General features: G+C 60.3%; 21 protein-coding genes. All 21 read left to right on the forward strand.

Annotated elements, in window-relative coordinates:
• The first annotated feature begins 77 nt into the window (after positions 1-77).
• The 21 genes from CLV41_RS01475 (at position 78) to CLV41_RS01575 (ending at position 15,737) form a co-directional block, all read left to right on the forward strand.
• Complete coding sequence (locus tag CLV41_RS01475; RefSeq protein ID WP_103220508.1) at positions 78-398, forward strand: iron-sulfur cluster assembly accessory protein; 321 nt, start codon at positions 78-80, stop codon at positions 396-398.
• Between the two features lie 78 nt (positions 399-476).
• Positions 477-770 (forward strand): NifU family protein, encoded by a 294-nt coding sequence (locus CLV41_RS01480; RefSeq protein WP_103220509.1) that lies wholly within the window; start codon positions 477-479, stop codon positions 768-770.
• A 17-nt stretch (positions 771-787) separates the two neighbouring features.
• Positions 788-2,008: a cysteine desulfurase NifS gene (gene nifS / locus CLV41_RS01485; protein WP_103220510.1), complete on the forward strand. Its 1,221-nt coding sequence runs from the start codon at positions 788-790 to the stop codon at positions 2,006-2,008.
• Positions 2,009-2,117: 109 nt separating this feature from the next.
• Positions 2,118-2,867, forward strand: coding sequence for a serine O-acetyltransferase (gene cysE, locus CLV41_RS01490; RefSeq protein ID WP_235867035.1), 750 nt, complete (start codon positions 2,118-2,120; stop codon positions 2,865-2,867).
• A 37-nt stretch (positions 2,868-2,904) separates the two neighbouring features.
• Positions 2,905-3,258, forward strand: coding sequence for a nitrogenase stabilizing/protective protein NifW (gene nifW / locus CLV41_RS01495; protein WP_103220512.1), 354 nt, complete (start codon positions 2,905-2,907; stop codon positions 3,256-3,258).
• Positions 3,259-3,442: 184 nt separating this feature from the next.
• The gene (locus CLV41_RS01500; RefSeq protein ID WP_103220513.1) at positions 3,443-4,321 is read left to right on the forward strand and encodes an electron transfer flavoprotein subunit beta/FixA family protein; all 879 of its coding nucleotides are present in this window, start codon (positions 3,443-3,445) and stop codon (positions 4,319-4,321) included.
• Complete coding sequence (locus tag CLV41_RS01505; protein ID WP_103220514.1) at positions 4,314-5,408, forward strand: electron transfer flavoprotein subunit alpha/FixB family protein; 1,095 nt, start codon at positions 4,314-4,316, stop codon at positions 5,406-5,408. The genes CLV41_RS01500 and CLV41_RS01505 overlap by 8 nt, the downstream gene beginning before the upstream one ends.
• 11 nt (positions 5,409-5,419) lie before the next feature.
• On the forward strand, positions 5,420-6,724 hold the full coding sequence (locus CLV41_RS01510; RefSeq protein ID WP_103220515.1) for an FAD-dependent oxidoreductase: 1,305 nt from the start codon (positions 5,420-5,422) through the stop codon (positions 6,722-6,724).
• Positions 6,721-7,026 (forward strand): ferredoxin family protein, encoded by a 306-nt coding sequence (locus CLV41_RS01515; RefSeq protein WP_103221466.1) that lies wholly within the window; start codon positions 6,721-6,723, stop codon positions 7,024-7,026. The genes CLV41_RS01510 and CLV41_RS01515 overlap by 4 nt, the downstream gene beginning before the upstream one ends.
• Before the next feature lie 288 nt (positions 7,027-7,314).
• The gene (nifA, locus tag CLV41_RS01520; RefSeq protein ID WP_103220516.1) at positions 7,315-9,069 is read left to right on the forward strand and encodes a nif-specific transcriptional activator NifA; all 1,755 of its coding nucleotides are present in this window, start codon (positions 7,315-7,317) and stop codon (positions 9,067-9,069) included.
• A 416-nt stretch (positions 9,070-9,485) separates the two neighbouring features.
• Positions 9,486-9,680, forward strand: coding sequence for a 4Fe-4S dicluster domain-containing protein (locus CLV41_RS01525; RefSeq protein ID WP_103220517.1), 195 nt, complete (start codon positions 9,486-9,488; stop codon positions 9,678-9,680).
• Positions 9,681-9,721: 41 nt separating this feature from the next.
• Positions 9,722-10,222, forward strand: coding sequence for a hypothetical protein (locus CLV41_RS01530; protein WP_103220518.1), 501 nt, complete (start codon positions 9,722-9,724; stop codon positions 10,220-10,222).
• The gene (gene nifT / locus CLV41_RS01535; RefSeq protein ID WP_103220519.1) at positions 10,219-10,440 is read left to right on the forward strand and encodes a putative nitrogen fixation protein NifT; all 222 of its coding nucleotides are present in this window, start codon (positions 10,219-10,221) and stop codon (positions 10,438-10,440) included. The genes CLV41_RS01530 and nifT overlap by 4 nt, the downstream gene beginning before the upstream one ends.
• A 2-nt stretch (positions 10,441-10,442) precedes the next feature.
• Positions 10,443-11,315 (forward strand): SIR2 family NAD-dependent protein deacylase, encoded by an 873-nt coding sequence (locus tag CLV41_RS01540; protein ID WP_103220520.1) that lies wholly within the window; start codon positions 10,443-10,445, stop codon positions 11,313-11,315.
• Positions 11,316-11,632: 317 nt separating this feature from the next.
• The gene (gene nifB / locus CLV41_RS01545; protein ID WP_103220521.1) at positions 11,633-13,195 is read left to right on the forward strand and encodes a nitrogenase cofactor biosynthesis protein NifB; all 1,563 of its coding nucleotides are present in this window, start codon (positions 11,633-11,635) and stop codon (positions 13,193-13,195) included.
• 39 nt (positions 13,196-13,234) lie between these two features.
• Positions 13,235-13,459, forward strand: coding sequence for a 4Fe-4S binding protein (locus CLV41_RS01550; RefSeq protein WP_103220522.1), 225 nt, complete (start codon positions 13,235-13,237; stop codon positions 13,457-13,459).
• 23 nt (positions 13,460-13,482) lie between these two features.
• Positions 13,483-13,800, forward strand: coding sequence for a HesB/IscA family protein (locus tag CLV41_RS01555; protein ID WP_103221467.1), 318 nt, complete (start codon positions 13,483-13,485; stop codon positions 13,798-13,800).
• Between the two features lie 24 nt (positions 13,801-13,824).
• A complete protein-coding gene (locus tag CLV41_RS01560) occupies positions 13,825-14,370 on the forward strand; it encodes a hypothetical protein (protein WP_103220523.1) in 546 nt (181 codons plus the stop codon).
• Positions 14,363-15,130 carry a 4Fe4S-binding leucine-rich repeat protein gene (locus CLV41_RS01565; RefSeq protein WP_103221468.1) on the forward strand — a complete coding sequence of 256 codons (768 nt, stop codon included), beginning with the start codon at positions 14,363-14,365 and terminating at the stop codon, positions 15,128-15,130. The genes CLV41_RS01560 and CLV41_RS01565 overlap by 8 nt, the downstream gene beginning before the upstream one ends.
• Positions 15,127-15,465 (forward strand): nitrogen fixation protein NifZ, encoded by a 339-nt coding sequence (locus tag CLV41_RS01570; RefSeq protein ID WP_103220524.1) that lies wholly within the window; start codon positions 15,127-15,129, stop codon positions 15,463-15,465. Before CLV41_RS01565 ends, CLV41_RS01570 begins: the two co-directional genes overlap by 4 nt.
• Positions 15,462-15,737 carry a nitrogen fixation protein NifZ gene (locus CLV41_RS01575; RefSeq protein ID WP_103220525.1) on the forward strand — a complete coding sequence of 92 codons (276 nt, stop codon included), beginning with the start codon at positions 15,462-15,464 and terminating at the stop codon, positions 15,735-15,737. The genes CLV41_RS01570 and CLV41_RS01575 overlap by 4 nt, the downstream gene beginning before the upstream one ends.
• The last annotated feature ends 14 nt before the right edge of the window (positions 15,738-15,751 follow it).

The raw sequence follows: 15,751 nt of genomic DNA on the forward strand, positions 1-15,751 counted from the left end.
TTCTAACGTTTTTCTGAATGGCACGCCACTTGCTCACTTTGCTGTAACAGAGACCCTCAGCAGGGAGAAAGACAGCGATGATTAATCTCACCGACAGCGCCATGGACGCCGTCCGCACTGCGATTTCCGGTGCCAAGGATCCGGTTGGAGGCCTGCGCATCATGGTCGAGACCGGCGGCTGCGCCGGCTACAAATACATGATGGGTCTCGTCGATGAGGCCGGCCCGGACGACACGGTTATCGAGCGGGACGGGGTGAAGGTCTTCGTCGACACCACGAGCCATCAATTGCTGAATGGGACGACAATCGACTTTGTCGTCGCGCTCGAGGGCTCGGGCTTCACTTTCGACAATCCGAATGCCAATTCGAGTTGCTCCTGCGGCAAGTCCTTCGGCTGACCGGCGCCGGTCATCGAGGATAGCGGCGGACTCAAGGGACGCGACCCAGTCAAAAGAACCCGAGGACAAGGAAACGACATGCGAGCCGAAACAGCAACGACCCTGGAACAGCCGCACCCCTCCGCAGCGGAGGAGAAGCGCCTGCAGGTCATCACCAAGGTGCTGGAGGAGATCAGGCCCAATCTGCAGCGTGACGGCGGCGACTGCCAACTCGTCAAGGTCGAGGACAAGAAGGTCATGGTGCGGCTCACCGGGGCCTGCGTGATGTGCAAGCTGTCAAGTATGACCCTGGAAGGCATCCAGTCGCGGCTCGTCGAGGAACTCGGCGAGCTTGTCCGCGTCATCCCGGTCATGGGTGGTGTGTCCGCCTGAACTTGAAGGAACATCAGGTGCGAGCGATCTATCTCGACAACAACGCGACGACCCGCACCGACCCCGAAGTCGTGGCCGCCATGCTGCCGTTTTTTACCGAGCAATTCGGCAACGCCTCCTCGACCCACACCTTCGGTTCCGAGGTCGCAGGAGCGGTCAGAGAGGCCCGGCGGCACGTGCAGAACCTGTTGGGAGCGGCGCATGATCATGAGGTGATCTTCACCTCCGGAGGGACGGAGTCCGACAACGCGGCGTTGCTGTCGGCGTTGGAAAACCAGCCCGAGCGCAATCAGATCGTGACGATGGCGGTCGAACATCCTGCGGTCCTCTCCCTTGTTGCCTATCTGCGGCAAAGCCGTGGCATCGAGGTCACGACCGTCGGTGTGAATGAAAACGGAGAACTCGATATCGAGGCCTACCGCGCGGCGCTTGGGCCACGAACGGCGGTTGCCTCGGTGATGTGGGCCAACAACGAGACCGGAACGATCTATCCGGTCGAGCTTCTGGCCGGCTACGCTCATGAAGCCGGAGCGCTGTTTCACACCGACGCGGTCCAGGCCGTAGGTAAGATCCCGATAGACCTTTCCTCAAGTGCGATCGACATGCTGTCGCTATCCGGCCACAAGTTGCACGCCCCCAAGGGCATCGGCGCGCTTTATGTCCGCAAGGGCGTAAAGTTCAAGCCCCTGCTGCGCGGCGGCCGTCAGGAACGCGGCCGGCGCGCGGGAACGGAGAACATTCCGGCGATTGTCGGACTTGGAAAGGCCGCGGAGATCGCTGCCGTGCGGATCGAGGAGGAGCAGACGAAAGTCCGCGCCCTGCGCGACCGGCTGGAGCAGGGCGTTCTCCAGCAGATCGGCAACTGCAGCGTTGTCGGCGGCAACGCGGAGCGGTTGCCCAACACCTCCAACATCGCCTTCGATTGTCTCGACAGCGAGGCGATCCTGCACAAGCTGGAGCAGGTTGGAATTGCCGCGTCCTCCGGGTCTGCCTGCGCGTCGGGATCCATGGAACCGTCGCATGTGTTGCGTGCCATGAACGTTCCGGCGACGGCGCTGCAAGGCGCGATCCGGTTTTCGTTGTCGCGGGACAACACGCCTGAAGACATCGGCCGCGTTCTCGACGTCATGCCCGGCATCATTTCGAAGCTGCAGTCCATGTCGCCGCTGTGGCGTGACCGTCATGAAACGAAGGCCGCGACGAGCGGAGACGGGGAATATGTCTTTGCAAGGTCTTGAGGATCTCGAAAGGCGGTTGGCCGAGCCGGTAGACCGTATTGCGATTGCATCGCCCGGTCAGCGGTCGCCGAAGCCGCGGTCCGCACATGCCGGGTCCCCGGCAGAGCCTGTGGCCAAGACACGCTTGAAGTGGACAGATCCGCCAACACGCAGAACGCTTTGGTCGCAGCTCGGCGAGGATATTGGTTGCGTCAAGGCCCGCGATCCCGCCGCCCGGCATACCTACGAGATCGTGCTGACCTACCCGGGTGTGCACGCCGTGATCGCCCACCGGCTCGCCAATCGGCTGTGGACGAAAGGCCTGCGCTTTCCCGCCAGGTTTCTGTCCTGGTTCGGCCGGGTTCTCACAAATGTGGATATACATCCAGGCGCCACGATCGGGCGCAGGTTCTTCATCGATCACGGTGCTTGCGTCGTCATCGGAGAAACGGCGGAAGTCGGCGACGATGTCACGCTCTATCACGGGGTGACCCTGGGCGGGACCAGCTGGTCAGCCGGCAAGCGGCACCCGACGCTGGAAGACGGCGTTCTTGTGGGCGCGGGAGCCAAGATTCTTGGCCCGATCCGGGTTGGGGCAGGCTGCCGGATCGGAGCCAATTCTGTGGTCGTGGAAGATGTGCCGCCGGGCATGACCGTGGTCGGCATTCCGGGAAAGGTGGTCAGGGACCGGCGTGAGCACCGCCGCCAGGACGGACGGATCGACCTGGACCATCACCTGATTCCCGATCCCGTTGGCGACGTGCTGACGGTTCTGATCGACCGGGTCGAGTTTCTGGAGACGCGGGTCAATCACCTGCAGAGCCGGCTGCGCGCCCGCGCGGTCTCGCCGTCCCCCGAAGAGGGGGAAACGGAAAATTAGCGCGGCCATCGGGCGGCAACGAGGGAGAATCTGGATTATGAGTGTTCTTGACGACCTGTCGCAGCTGTCCGCGGCCGAAGAATTTTTCACCTATCTCGACGTGGCTTATGAGCCCTCGGTGGTGCATGTCGCCCGCCTGCATATCCTGCGGCGCATGGGCCAGTACCTGCGCACGAGCGAGAGCGACGGGGCGTTCGATGCCTTGAGCGATGACGATATCAGAGCGCTGTGCCGGACCCATCTGGAGCAGGCCTACCTGGACTTTGTGACATCCTCCCCCATCGAGGAGCGTCTGTTCAAGGTGCACAAGGATGCCGTCGCGCCAAAGGCTGAACCGGCCAGACAGTTTGTCGCCTTGTCCTCCATCTCGGGTGGGAACACCGACATATGACACTTTGTCGGCAAGCCGACAGATGCGTTGCGTTTATCGCAGCCGTGTATGGCCACTCTTCGCGGAGGGTGGGCACAATGGCGGACTTCCGCCATCCTTCGCTGCGCTAGGGGTTGGCACGCTAATTGCGGAGAGGATTGGAACAGAAAACAAGTCCAATTGATCAAGGAGCAGGTGAGGTCCGATGCACATCGTCGTTTGTGTGAAGCAAGTTCCCGACAGCGCCCAGATCCGCGTTCACCCGGTGACCAATACGATCATGCGTCAGGGCGTGCCGACAATCATCAATCCGTATGATCTGTTCGCTCTCGAAGAAGCGCTTCGCCTCAGGGACAAGTTCGGCGGCGAGGTGACCGTCCTGACCATGGGACCGCCCATGGCGGAGGATTCCTTGCGCAAGGCCATGACTTTCGGCGCCGATCGAGCGGTTCTCTTGACCGACCGTTTCTTTGCCGGGTCGGATACGCTGGCGACGAGTTTTGCTCTTGCCGAGGCGCTGAAGAAAATCGGCACTGACTTCGGCGAGCCGTCTATCGTCTTCACCGGCAAGCAGACAATCGACGGTGACACGGCCCAGGTCGGACCGGGCATCGCCAAGCGGCTGAAGCTCAACCAGCTGACCTATGTGGCGAAAATCTCGGATCTCGATCCAGACAGGGAAACCATCACGGTGGAGCGCCGCGCCGAAGGCGGCATTCAGGTGTTGGAGACTAGGTTGCCGGTGCTCGTCACCATGCTTGAAGGCTCCAACGAAATACGGCGCGGATCGCTGGAGGACGCCTTGCGGGCGGCCAAGGCCGACGTTGTGAAATGGAGCGCCGCCGACGCGGGCATCGAGGATTTGACGAAATGCGGTCTGCGCGGATCGCCGACGATCGTCAAGAAGATCTTCTCGCCGGATCCGCGTTCCGAAAAGGCTCATCCCATCGACACCACCGATCTGTCGATGGACGACATTGCGCAAGCCTTGATGGATGAGCTTTTTCAGCGCCAGCCGGAGTTGGAGGGAGAATTCCTCCGTTTTGCCGCAACACAATTTGGACAGGAGGTCGGTCATGGCTGAAGCACCGAAAGCCAAGCCGGCCGCCGGCCGTGCCGGAACCAAAAAAGAGCTGCCGGACCATTTCAAGGCCTACAAGCATGTCTGGGTCGCCATCGAGTGCGAGCACGGCGCCGTGCATCCGGTATCTTTCGAACTCCTCTGCGAGGGACGCAAGCTCGCCGACAAGCGCGGTGTGGAGCTTGCCGGTGTCGTTATGGGCGGTAGCGAGGACGCGATTGCCGAGGCGGTTGCCCAGACCTTCGAATATGGCGCAGATGTTGTCTATACGGTCGTGGACCCGGTGCTGACCCACTACCGCAATGAGCCCTACACCAAGGCGATGACGGATCTGGTGAACACCTATCAGCCGGAAATTCTGTTACTCGGGGCGACAAATCTCGGCCGCGATCTGGCGGGTTCCGTGGCGACCACGCTGCTGACCGGCCTGACGGCGGATTGTACCGAATTGGCGATCGACGACGAAGGGTCTCTGGCGGCGACCCGTCCGACCTTTGGCGGCTCGCTGCTCTGCACGATTTTCACGCTGAATTACCGGCCGCAGATGGCCACCGTCCGCCCGCGCGTCATGTCGATGCCAGAGCGCCAGGAGGGCAAGCGCGGCAAGGTCATTTCCCATCCCCTGGGCATGGGAGAGGACGATGTCGTCACCAAGGTTCTGCAATTCGTAGCCGACCGGGAAACCGACAAGGCGCAATTGCCCTACGCCGACATTGTCGTGGCGGGCGGGCTGGGTCTGCGGTCTGCGGAAAACTTCCAGCTTGTGAAGAACCTGGCGGCGGTACTTGGTGCCGAATACGGCGGTTCGCGGCCGCTGGTGCAAAAGGGCTGGATCAGCGCAGATCGTCAGATCGGCCAGACCGGCAAGACCATCCGGCCGAAGCTCTACATTGCCGCCGGTATTTCCGGCGCAATTCAGCATCGCGTCGGTGTAGAGGGCGCGGACCTTATCGTTGCCATCAACACCGACGCTAACGCCCCGATCATGGATTTCGCCAATCTGGCGATCATCGCCGACGCGGTGCAGGTTCTGCCGGCGCTGACGGAAGCATTCCGCAAACATCTTTCGGTCAACCGGATGGCGGGTTGAAGGAGGCTCCCATGAGTGACGAACATTTCGATGCAATCGTTGTCGGCGCCGGACCTTCGGGAAACGCCGCGGCCTACACCATGGCCAAGGAAGGCCTGAAGGTTCTGCAACTCGAGCGCGGCGAATATCCCGGCTCCAAGAATGTTCAGGGCGCGATCCTTTATGCAAGCGCGCTTGAACAGATCATTCCCGACTTCCGCGAGGACGCTCCGCTGGAGCGGCACGTCATCGAACAGCGCATGTGGACGATGGACGACGCGTCGCATGTGGGCATGCACTACCGGTCCAACGACTTCAACGAGGAAAAGCCGAACCGGTACACGATCATCCGCGCCCAGTTCGACAAGTGGTTCAGCCGCAAGGTCCGGGACGCCGGCGCCACTTTGCTCTGCGAGACCACCGTGACCGAATTGCTTCGCGATTCCAGCGGCAAGGTGATCGGGGTTCGGACCGACCGCAACGCAGGCAAGGTCTTCGCCGATGTCGTTATCCTGGCGGAAGGGGTCAATGGGCTGGTCGGTCAGCGATCGGGTCTAAGATCCGAAGTCGCCCCGGACACCGTCGCGCTTGCGGTCAAGGAAATGCATTTTCTGCCGCGCGAAGTCATCGAAAGCCGCTTCAATCTGAAGGGCGATGAGGGCGTCGTGATCGAAGCCATGGGCACGATCACCAAAGGCATGACCGGCACCGGCTTCCTCTACACCAATGAGGAATCCATTTCCGTCGGGATCGGCTGTATCGTGTCCGACTTCGCGGAGAATGAGACGACGCCCTACGGGTTGCTCGAGGCATTCAAGAACCATCCGAGCATCAAGCCCCTCCTGGCGGGTTCGGAGTGCAAGGAATACGCCTCGCATCTCATCCCCGAAGGCGGCTACAACGCCATTCCCAGGCTGGTTGGAGACGGCTGGATCGTGGTCGGCGATGCCGGTCAGTTTGTCAACGCCGTGCACCGCGAAGGCTCCAACCTGGCCATGACCACCGGTCGTATCGCCGGGGAGACCGTCGTCTGGCTGAATCGTCGCCGGGACGAAATGACGAAAGCCAACCTGACGGAATACACGCGACGCCTGGAGCAGACCTTTGTGATGAAGGACATGAAAAAATACCGGAAAATTCCGGATTTTCTCCACGGCAACAAGCACGTTTTCACGCTTTATCCAAAACTGTTCACCAACGCGGCGCAGTCCTGGTTCCGTGTCGACGGTGTCGACAAGCGGTCGAAGGAAAAGCAGATCATGAGTTCTTTCCGCAAGAGCCGGAGCATTCTTGGACTGCTTGGTGACGCATTCAAACTCGCGAGGGCATGGCGATGATCGAAACGACGCACGCAACCGGGATGAAGGTCGAGGAAAAACTCTTCCAGAACCGCTACCTCGTCGATGCGGGACGGCCGCATATCAAGGTTCTGCCGCACGACAAACCATCGAAAGCCCTGTTGGCGCTGACCCATGCCTGCCCGGCGGGATGTTACGCGGAGAACGAGCGGGGCCAGGTGGAGATCACCGCTGACGGCTGCATGGAATGCGGCACCTGCCGTATCATGACCGCCAAGACCGGCGAAATCGAGTGGAACTATCCGCGCGGCGGGTTCGGGATTCTCTACAAATTCGGATGATGGCACCGGGCCTTTTTGTTCCAGAAGTCCGTAACGACGGGAGCATACCTTCGTCGATTGCAGAATTTATTTTGAATACCGGGAGAACTCTTCTCTGGCGTGCCGCGCTGTCGCCAAAGAAACTACAGGATCGCAGTAAATTGGCAGAATCTGACACGTTTACTGTAAAAAATGCTTGTTGTTTTTTGCTGCACCTGCGAAGGTTGAAAAAAACGGGCTGCGGCGGAAAAGCCAGTTCAAGGCCCGTGGTTTTTGGGGAGGCGCCCTCCAGTCAAGCGAGTTGGTGCCATGCCTACTGAATTGATCCCGGAGCTTCACAAGCCTGTTACGCCGGCCGGCCTCTTTACGACGCGTGCGGAAGTCGCGTTGCACGGAATGTATGAGATTTCCAAGGTTCTGGCGATCCCGGCGCGACTTGAATCGACCTTGTCGAATGTCTTGACCTTGCTCTCCAGTTTTCTTGAAATGAGCCATGGGCTGATTGCCCTGCTGGACGAAAACGGCGAACCGAATGTGGTGGTCGGGTCCGGCTGGACGGAACGCAATGCCAAGAGCCATTTCGAGCTTCTGCCGCAGCTCGCCATCGGCCAGATCGTGGCGACCAAGATGCCGCTGGTGGTCGAGAACGTCGCCAACGATCCGCTGTTTGAGGATTGGGTTGCCGCCGAGCACTGGGGCGATGCGCCGCGGATTTCCTTTATCGGTGTGCCGATCAAGGAACGTGAGAAGGTCATCGGCACGCTGACCATCGATCGGATTTCGGACGGTCGCACCAGCTTCAAGTTCGACGAGGACGTCCGTTTTCTGGCGATGATCGCCAATTTGGTCGGTCAGACCGTTCGCCTGCACGATGTCATCAACCGCGACCGCCAAAGATTGATGGGCGAGCAGCGCCGGTTGGAAAAAAAACTTTCCGAAACCGTCAAGCCGACCCGCGATCCCGGTATGCGGATGCGCGGAATCGTTGGCGAAAGCGATGCCATTCATTCGGTTCTGGACAAGATCAAGGTGGTGGCGCGCAGCAATTCAACGGTTCTGCTGCGCGGTGAATCCGGAACGGGAAAAGAGCTCTTTGCCCGCGCCACCCATGATCTGTCGGAGCGGAAGAAAGGTCCCTTCGTCAAACTCAACTGCGCGGCCCTGCCGGAGTCCGTGCTGGAGTCGGAGCTTTTCGGTCACGAAAAGGGCGCCTTTACCGGCGCGGTCACACAACGCAAGGGACGCTTTGAGCTCGCCAACGGCGGGACGTTGTTCCTGGATGAGATTGGCGAGATTTCGCCCTCCTTCCAGGCCAAGTTATTACGCGTGCTTCAGGAAGGCGAGTTCGAGCGCGTTGGCGGCATGAAGACCATCAAGGTCGATGTCCGGCTGGTGGCGGCGACCAACAAGAACCTGGAAGAGGCGGTCACCAAGGGCGAGTTCCGGGCCGATCTCTATTATCGGATCAACGTCATCACCATTTTGCTTCCTGCCTTGCGCGAGCGGCGGGAGGACGTGTTCCCGCTGGCGCAGGAGTTCCTCAAGCGCTTCAATACCGAACACGGTACGCAGTTGACATTCACCGGTTCGGCCAGGGGCGTTCTCGAAGGTTGTTTCTTTCCCGGAAACGTACGAGAGCTGGAAAATTGCGTGCGCCGGACGGCGACCCTGTCCCAGGAGGCAAACATCGTCGCGGACGATTTTGCCTGCCGCAACGACGACTGTCTTTCTTCGACCCTGTGGAAGGGGGCTGTGGAAACCGCGGCCCCGTTCAATATCATCCATCGTCCGACCGTTTCGGGTATGCCGGGACCAGGCCGGATGGCCGACAGCGTGGCGTCCGCCAGCGTGAATACCCCGGCCGGCATCTCGCCGGCGTCCTGTCCGGAAGCCGAGACCTGCACGGTCTTGAACGGCGACGGGCAATCGGAACGCGAGCGCCTTGTGGATGCGATGGAACGCGCCGGCTGGGTGCAGGCAAAGGCAGCCCGGATTCTTAATCTGACGCCACGCCAGATCGGCTATGCGTTGCGCAAGCACAAGATCCCGATCAAGAAATTCTAGCGTCGGCGTCCTGTCGCTGACACGGTGCCCGCAAAACGGAAGCGATCGATCCGATTGGCGGCGCGGCATGGTCCGGCGCATCCTTTGCCCGAAAGCTTTCGAAACACGCGGCTCAGCTTTCCGACAGAAAATGTTGGAAGTCCGACACTCCTCAGCGAAAGAACGGCGCGCGCGGCTGTTCAGGCCTCACAACGAGTACTCGCTCGCCAGCAGAGTATTGATGTCACCAAACTAAGTCGCTGGAATTAAATAATAATAATTCAAAAATAAATTGCTCCGGCTTTCTTTTTCATTCGCGTGGAAGCTTGATGCGAGCATGGCACGATGCTTGCTCCAACAATCCTGAGCGCAGCTTTTTGCTGCAAGGCCGCCGGCCTTCCCCGGCGCCGTTCTGGTCTGATTAAAGGAGCGAAGTCATGGCCTACAAGATCATCGTATCGCAGTGCACGGTTTGCAGCATGTGCGAATTCGAATGCCCGAATGCCGCCATTTCCATGAAGGGCGACACATATGTGATCGATCCGAAAAAGTGCACCGAATGCGAGGGCTCTTACGATACGCCGAAGTGCGACGAAGTTTGCCCCGTGCCAAATACCTGCGTTCCCGCCTGAGGCGGGATTGTTTTCAATCTCCAGATCCTGAGGGGGCGGTCATGAATGACCTCAGCCACGCTGCCGCTTGGAGCGAAATCGAACAGAACTCCTTGAAATTCGCGGCGGATCTTTCAGTCCTGCATGATCCGTCGGCTTGCGGGGTGGATTGCTACGTCCAACAGCAGTCGTCACGCAGGAAATGGTGCTTTTGCGACTATCTCGCCTCCGTGGGTGCCTATCTGCAAGAGGGCCAGGCAACCGGAGCCCGGAAATGGCAATTGACCGGTGATGGGGAGGGGGAAATGCGCGTGACAGCCCAGGCCGGCGAGTCGGGCGCATTCTCCGCCGCTGCCATTCACCCCGATCCGAATATCCGGCTGTCCTACGCAAAGCGGCTTTCGGAAAGCGATCTGGCGCCTTTTCTCGACGATCCTGACGGCGAAATTCGCGAACTTGCCTATGACCGCTTGCTCGCCGTTTCCAGAAAGCAGGTCAAAAGGCTGATGAACAAGCGCCAGGGCAAGAGTGATTTCTCTCACGCGAAGGATTGCAATCAATGAAGATCATGATCCGCCGGTCTCCGGAAATCGGCCTGTCGATATACGTCCCTAAAAAGGACCTCGAAGAGCCGGTCGTCGAGATGGAGCACGAGGCCATGTGGGGCGGGTGGATCAGGATCGCCAACGGCTGGGTGCTCGATCTTCCCGAGATGGACGAGGACACACGGCTCCCGATCACCGTGAATGCGCGCAAGCGCGCCGAAGCGGAAGAGGTGTAGACATGAGTGCTCTTCTTGCCGACGTATCGGACTTGAGCTTCGCGAATGCGGAAGACACGCTGCCCAGGCTGGCCGATGGGCTACGAGCCGGGCAGGTGGTGCCCTATCTCGGCCCGCAGCTGTTGAGTTCGGACAATCCCGACCTGCCATCGACCCCGGAAGCGCTTGCGAAATTCCTCGAAAGCAAGGTGGCTCTGCCTGCCCGCGCCCGCGGCAACGTCTGGGCGGCGGCGCAATATATCGAGAGTACCCGGCACCGGGCGACGGTGACGACGTTGATGGCCGAGGCCTTTTCGGTGCCGGCCAAGCCATCCGGGTTGCACCGCATGCTGGCGTCGCTCAACCTGCCGCTCATCGTCGACAGTTGGTACGATGGCGCCATGCGCTCCGCGCTGCAAGCCACGCAAGGCTGGGGCGAGATCCAGGGGATTACCCGCGCCGGCATCGGTGAGGACCAGTGGTATCGGTTCTACGACCGGTCCGGTGAAGAAACGGAGGCCGCGGCCGCGGCTGGATGGAAGACCATACTCTACAAGCCGAATGGCGGCATCGTTCCGGCGCGCAATTTTCTGATCACCGATGCGGATTATGTCGAGGTTCTGACGGAGATCGACATTCAGACGCCAATTCCGGACATGGTCAAGGACCGGCGCTCCGACCGTGGCTTCGTGTTCCTCGGCTGCAGGTTCCACGACCAGCTTCTGCGCACTTATGCACGCCAGATCATGAAGCGGTCCACCGGCCCGCACTATGCGATCCTTGATCCCGCGGACACTTTGACTCGGAACGAGGTACGCTTCCTGGCGGCACAGGAGATCGTTCCGATTTCCGCGTCGGTCGATACGGCAGCGGAGATCATGCTGGAAGTGGCTTGAGGGCAAAGCAAACTGAGGCAAGCCCGGTATCGGGCCAGGTATTGGGAAAACAAACGGCGCGGCTTTGTCCGCGCCGTTTTGCGTTTGTGTCCGCCTCTTCTTGTCACCGGACAATGGATGTCCGGCATTTACGAAAGACAACAATCTGTGTTGGCAAGACGACAGATGTCGGCAACGGAACACAAGCGGATCATCGAAATAACGATCTGAATTATATAAGTAATTTCACGTTTATTCAATCTGGCACGCGAGTTGCTCAGGTGAACTCAGATTACTTTAGAACGGTTACAGCTCAGGCGAACAGCGAGGACGGACGGATGGATACACCGGTACAGCACGACGGCGCGCAAGTCGAAAGCTCCGTTGATTTGGAAGCGATCATGCAGCAGGCGGCCGAGCACAAGGGATGCGGTACGGACGGCGGCAACAGCAAGCCCAGCTGCGGATCTTCCGCGGGGCAGGGCGACATGCCGACCGAAATCTGGGAAAAGGTGAAGAACCACCCCTGCTATAGCGAAGAGGCGCATCATCACTACGCCCGCATGCATGTCGCGGTCGCACCTGCCTGCAACATCCAGTGCAACTACTGCAACCGCAAATACGACTGCGCCAACGAATCCCGGCCGGGCGTGGTCAGCGAGCGGCTGACGCCGGAGCAGGCCTCCAAGAAGGTGCTGGCCGTTGCCTCCACCATTCCACAGATGACTGTGCTCGGCATCGCGGGCCCCGGTGACCCGCTCGCCAATCCGGCGAAAACCTTCAAGACCTTCGAGCTGATCTCGCAAACGGCTCCCGACATCAAACTCTGCCTGTCGACCAATGGGCTGACGCTGCCGGATCATGTCGACGAGATCGCCAAGTACAATGTCGATCACGTGACCATCACCATCAACATGGTTGATCCGGAAATCGGCGCCAAGATCTATCCCTGGGTGTTCTACAAGCACCAGCGCTACACAGGCGTTGAAGCCGCGCAAATCCTCACCGACCGCCAGCTCCAGGGCCTGGAGATGCTTACCGAGCGCGGCATCTTGTGCAAGGTCAACTCCGTCATGATCCCCGGCGTCAACGACCAGCACCTGGTCGAGGTCAACCGGGCGGTGAAGTCGCGCGGTGCCTTCCTGCACAACATCATGCCGCTGATTTCCGCGCCCGAACACGGCACGGTCTTCGGTCTGAACGGCCAGCGCGGGCCCTCGGCGCAGGAACTGAAGGCGCTGCAGGATTCCTGCGAAGGCGAAATGAACATGATGCGTCATTGCCGCCAGTGCCGCGCCGATGCTGTCGGTCTTCTCGGGGAGGACCGCAGCGCGGAATTCACCACCGACAAGATCATGGAAATGGAAGTCGACTACGATCTGGATACGCGCAAGGCCTATCAGGCCCAGGTCGAAGAAGAACGGGTGGCCAAGGTTGCCGCGAAGCAGGAAGAGCTCAAGGCCCTTGCCGGCGAAGTCAGCGACATCAAGGTTCTTGCTGCCGTGGCGACCAAGGGCTCGGGTTTGATCAACGAGCATTTCGGCCATGCCAAGGAATTTCAGGTTTACGAACTGTCGACCGATGGAGCCAAGTTCGTCGGCCACCGCCGCGTCGATCTTTACTGCCAGGGTGGCTTTGGCGACGAAGATTCGCTGTCGACGGTGATCCGCGCGATCAACGACTGCCACGCGGTGTTCGTCTCCAAGATCGGCGGATGCCCGAAGAGCGACCTTCAGGCCGCAGGCATCGACCCGGTCGACCGGTATGCGCACGAATACATCGAGAAGTCGGCGATCACCTGGTTCAAGAACTACCTGGAGAGAGTCCGCAGCGGCGAGATCGAGCACATCGAACGGGGCGATGCGGACATCCGACAGGGTGCACTGATCGAGGTCGCCTGACGGCGGCCTAGGCAACCTTCTATTCAGGAGAGGTGACCCATGGCTTTCAAGATCATCGCGTCCCAATGCACCAACTGCACGGCTTGTGAGGCGGAGTGCCCCAATCTGGCGATTTCGGAGAAGGGCGGAACCTTCATCATCGATCCGGAAAAATGCACCGAGTGCATTGGGCACTTCGACTCGCCGCAATGCGAGGCGGTCTGCCCGGTCGACGATACATGTGTCATCGATCAGAACTTCCCGCGGTATCAGGCCGCGCAATAGGGGCCATGCAACAGGGGACGAAAATGGCTTTTGAAATCACACCGAAAGCGGAACGGTTCATCCGGATGATGCTGATGTCCGACGGCGGTCCGCAAAGCGGCTTCCGTCTCGCAGTCAGCCCGGGCGGATGTTCGGGGCTGAATTCCGACGTCACCGTCATCGACGTGCCAGAGCCCGGTGACGCGGTCGTCGAGCGCAACGGCGTCCGGCTATTCCTGCCGGCGGAAAGCCGTCTCCTTCTGGACGGCGTGACGATCGACTTCATGGACACTCCGGCGCAGACCGGCCTCGTCTTTCACGATCCCAAGGCAACCGGAACCTGCGCTTCGCAGGCAGGCTAGGCAAGGAGCAGGAGGGAGAGCAGGATGATCGGGCCGGTGGCAGAGGAAAGCAGGTGGATTCCCGCCTCGCAGGATACGATGCTTGCCGAAAGCCTCTTGGGCGGCGGTCTGCCCCGGGAGGCTGAGCATCATCTCGAACAGGCGGGACTTTCCTATCACCTGGATGAGGTTGCCGAAGCGCATCTGTCGCAGGCCTTCATGCTTGCGCCCGATCATGCCGCTGTTCTGATCGGTCTCTACCGCTTTTATTTTTACAAGGGGCGCTTGCGCGACGCCCTTCATATCGCCGGGGTCTGTCTGAAAAAGGCCACGCGTGAAAATAGCCTCCCTGAAGACTGGCGGCAGGTGAAACCCGGTGATGCGGCCTTCGACCGCTACGAGGAGATCCTGCCGCGCTTTTTTCTCTTCACTCTGAAGGGGTACGCCTATTTGAACATGCGTCTCGGCAACGCCGAGGAAGGCAAGACAGCGGTCCTGAAACTCCTGGAACTCGATCCGGGCGACAAGATCGGCGCCAAGGTGCTGCTCGATGTCGCGACAAGGGCGGGGCGCGACGATGACGATGATTGACGACATCGACGAAGCCGTCGACTGGAGGGGCAATCCGGTCGATTGCGGCGCATGCGACCATCAGGCGCTGCTGGCGACCGGCAGATGCCAGATCAAGCGCGCCTGCGTTCATGATCGTTATGCGCGGCGCATCGACCGCTTCTTTGACTGGAATTCGGGTCTTGCCAACGACTATTTGAGCCACCCGCATTTCGAGGTGCGGGCGATCGCTGCCAAGCGCGCGGATGTGTTCCGCCTGCCGCCGCTGCTCCGCGACAACGAGGAAACCGTTCGCTGGAATGCCGCGCGGCGCCTGCCCAAGCGGTTGATCCTGGACTTGCGTGCGGATCCGCACCGGGAGGTCCGCATCCGCATCGCCAATCTGCTCGATGACGCGGAACTGGCGCCGATGATGACGGATACGGACTACTATGTCCGTCTTGTTGTTGCCCGGCGCATAGCCGCGCCCCTGCTGTCACGGATGATGCGCGACGAAGAGGCGGAGGTCCGCCGCGTTGTCGCCCGGCGCATTCCGGAAAACTGGCTCACCGGAATGATGAACGATCCCGACGCGTCGGTGCGCTATGACATCGCGCAGCGTCTGCCGCCCGATCTGCTGATCCGGCTCCTGGGCGACGAGGACTGGCGCGTCCGCTACGAGGTTGCCAACCGGGCGAATGTGGAGCGGATCGGTGACCTCGCCCGGGACGCTGACGATTTGGTGAGAGAGGCCGTTCAGGCGCGCCTTTCCAGGCCGCTCATTCAGGAGACGTCGATATGAGCAATATCGTACGCGACAGCGACGTCGTGGAGCTTTCCGGACCGCCGATTTACAATTTCGGCGACAAGGTTCGCGCCAAGCGCACCGTTCGCAACGACGGAACCTATGCCGGCAAGGAGATCGGCGACATCCTCGCGAAGAAGGGCGAGGAGGGCTACGTGGTGCACATCGGCACCTTTCTGCAGCAATTCTACATCTACGGCATCGAATTCATGGAAAGCGGCAATCGTGTCGGCATGAAGCGCAAGGAGCTCGAGGCGGTCCATGCGCCCGAGGACGAGGACATCGATCTGCCATTGCCAGGGAGAGATCGATTGCCAGGGAGACATCAATGAGTGACAGCCAGAATCCTTTTATCGGCAATCTGCCCATCGAACCCAGAACGCCGAAATACGACTGGGGCCAGCGGGTGCGGGCCATGGTCGACCTGCAAAATGACGGCTCCTATCCGGACGCGCCGGAAGACGCGCTTCTGGTTGCGGTCGGCGATTTGGGCGAGGTCGTCCAGGTGGGGATGCACACCGATACCAACACCCCGGTCTACATGGTCGAATTCGATGGGCCGAAGGTGGTCGGCTGCCTCGAAGAAGAGATTTCCCTGGTCTGAAGCGAGTGCCCGGT

Origin of the sequence: Roseibium marinum, from assembly GCF_002906165.1 — a bacterium.
Taxonomy (GTDB): Bacteria; Pseudomonadota; Alphaproteobacteria; order Rhizobiales; family Stappiaceae; genus Roseibium; species Roseibium marinum.

Bases quoted from the DNA above. Each gene is read 5' to 3' on its own strand.
- CLV41_RS01475 (WP_103220508.1), top strand. From the start codon at position 78: ATGATTAATCTCACCGACAGCGCCATGGACGCCGTCCGCACTGCGATT.
- CLV41_RS01480 (WP_103220509.1), top strand. From the start codon at position 477: ATGCGAGCCGAAACAGCAACGACCCTGGAACAGCCGCACCCCTCCGCA.
- nifW (WP_103220512.1), top strand. From the start codon at position 2,905: ATGAGTGTTCTTGACGACCTGTCGCAGCTGTCCGCGGCCGAAGAATTT.
- CLV41_RS01500 (WP_103220513.1), top strand. From the start codon at position 3,443: ATGCACATCGTCGTTTGTGTGAAGCAAGTTCCCGACAGCGCCCAGATC.
- CLV41_RS01505 (WP_103220514.1), top strand. From the start codon at position 4,314: ATGGCTGAAGCACCGAAAGCCAAGCCGGCCGCCGGCCGTGCCGGAACC.
- CLV41_RS01510 (WP_103220515.1), top strand. From the start codon at position 5,420: ATGAGTGACGAACATTTCGATGCAATCGTTGTCGGCGCCGGACCTTCG.
- CLV41_RS01515 (WP_103221466.1), top strand. From the start codon at position 6,721: ATGATCGAAACGACGCACGCAACCGGGATGAAGGTCGAGGAAAAACTC.
- nifA (WP_103220516.1), top strand. From the start codon at position 7,315: ATGCCTACTGAATTGATCCCGGAGCTTCACAAGCCTGTTACGCCGGCC.
- CLV41_RS01525 (WP_103220517.1), top strand. From the start codon at position 9,486: ATGGCCTACAAGATCATCGTATCGCAGTGCACGGTTTGCAGCATGTGC.
- CLV41_RS01530 (WP_103220518.1), top strand. From the start codon at position 9,722: ATGAATGACCTCAGCCACGCTGCCGCTTGGAGCGAAATCGAACAGAAC.
- nifT (WP_103220519.1), top strand. From the start codon at position 10,219: ATGAAGATCATGATCCGCCGGTCTCCGGAAATCGGCCTGTCGATATAC.
- CLV41_RS01540 (WP_103220520.1), top strand. From the start codon at position 10,443: ATGAGTGCTCTTCTTGCCGACGTATCGGACTTGAGCTTCGCGAATGCG.
- nifB (WP_103220521.1), top strand. From the start codon at position 11,633: ATGGATACACCGGTACAGCACGACGGCGCGCAAGTCGAAAGCTCCGTT.
- CLV41_RS01550 (WP_103220522.1), top strand. From the start codon at position 13,235: ATGGCTTTCAAGATCATCGCGTCCCAATGCACCAACTGCACGGCTTGT.
- CLV41_RS01555 (WP_103221467.1), top strand. From the start codon at position 13,483: ATGGCTTTTGAAATCACACCGAAAGCGGAACGGTTCATCCGGATGATG.
- CLV41_RS01560 (WP_103220523.1), top strand. From the start codon at position 13,825: ATGATCGGGCCGGTGGCAGAGGAAAGCAGGTGGATTCCCGCCTCGCAG.
- CLV41_RS01565 (WP_103221468.1), top strand. From the start codon at position 14,363: ATGATTGACGACATCGACGAAGCCGTCGACTGGAGGGGCAATCCGGTC.
- CLV41_RS01570 (WP_103220524.1), top strand. From the start codon at position 15,127: ATGAGCAATATCGTACGCGACAGCGACGTCGTGGAGCTTTCCGGACCG.
- CLV41_RS01575 (WP_103220525.1), top strand. From the start codon at position 15,462: ATGAGTGACAGCCAGAATCCTTTTATCGGCAATCTGCCCATCGAACCC.